We start from the raw sequence: 1324 nt of genomic DNA on the forward strand, positions 1-1324 counted from the left end.
AGGAGTCTAGTAAAAATAACTTGAACATTATGGGTTTTGTTTAGGGGCAATCTTGTAGTTCCACTCGCCGTGAAACTCATCACGAATGAGCGCGAGTTGTTCCATGTCTTTGTCGGGAACCTTAATACCTGTAGGGTAGAAGGCCTCATCAATCTCCGCCTTGATTGTCAGCCCCTTGTTTGTTCGTGTGTTGGCAATAAGGTTCACAACCACGGCTTGGCTTTCTAAAGGACGCCCTCGCCAGTTCTCGCTGATATGACAGAACATACGATGCTCTATCTTGTTCCACTTGCTGGTTCCGGGAGGAAAATGACAAACATGGATTGTCATATTGAGTTCTTGAGCAAGCTTCTGGATTTCAATTTTCCAGAGCCGTACGCGACTGCCATTACTACCGCCTCCGTCAGCGGTGATCAGCAGATCGGTGGCCTCTGGATAGAACCGGACCCCCATCCGCTTCCACCAGCGACGAATGGTTGCCACAGCAAATTCGGCAGTGTCGTGGTTGATCCCCACGCTGACCCAGCCCTGATTGTGCGTCAAGTCGTAGACGCCGTACGGCACAACTTTTCCAAGCTCTTTGTCGGCAAAGTCGTGGACGTTCACCTCTTCGGGCAGCCCTTTTCTTTGCCACTCCCGGCCAGCGTTTTTGAATCGACCGATCAATTCCTTCTTCTTGGTATCCACCGAAATAACCGGAAGACCATTTGCCTGGAATTGTTCAACCTTGTTGGCAATAAAGAGAAATTGGGCATCCCGGTCCGGGTTTTCAGTGCCTTCCCTCGCCTTGCGGTTCGATTGCATGCTGTAGCCAAGTTGATCCAGAAGCGTCCAGACAGTGCGCTGACTGACTCGGTGCCCTTGATCTCGCAACTCCTGTGCCAGCTTGGTCGTACTCTTGCAAGTCCAGCGGAGGGGCGATTCGGGATCGCCACGGGTTATGGGATCAACTAACCGATTGAGGTCACTTAACAAATCGGGATCGACCTCAGTCAACGATTTACGGCCGCCACCGGGCCGCCTGATACGTCCCGTAGCCCGCACTGGCGCAATGGGTAAGATGTCAGGTTGCTTGAGGTCACTTAAACCGGCATATACAGTAGTGCGCGAAAGACCACTGGCTTTTGCGACAAGCGATGGGCCACCTCTGCCAAGAACCATGGCATCCGCCGCGGCACAAATTCGCATGGTCGCTTCGTCGAGATGGGGCCGCAAAAGCTGATATTTTTGCTGGAGCATGGCAAGGTTGTCCATGCTGCGACTATACAGTCAAAAAATCGTCAACGCAAAACAAAAAATGTACAAGTTATTATTGCTAGACTCC

1 protein-coding gene is annotated in these 1324 nt (G+C 51.6%); it reads right to left on the bottom strand.

The features are described 5' to 3' along the window. Nucleotides 1-27 precede the first annotated feature (27 nt). Entirely contained in the window at nt 28-1254 is a 1227-nt protein-coding gene (locus tag JWG43_RS17470; RefSeq protein WP_205244234.1) for an ISAzo13 family transposase, read from the bottom strand. Between the last annotated feature and the right edge of the window lie 70 nt (nt 1255-1324).

The sequence above is a fragment of the Desulfobulbus alkaliphilus genome, from assembly GCF_016918545.1.
GTDB classification, from domain to species: domain Bacteria; phylum Desulfobacterota; class Desulfobulbia; order Desulfobulbales; family Desulfobulbaceae; genus Desulfobulbus; species Desulfobulbus alkaliphilus.

Bases quoted from the DNA above. Each gene is read 5' to 3' on its own strand.
- JWG43_RS17470 (WP_205244234.1), bottom strand. From the start codon at position 1,254: ATGGACAACCTTGCCATGCTCCAGCAAAAATATCAGCTTTTGCGGCCC.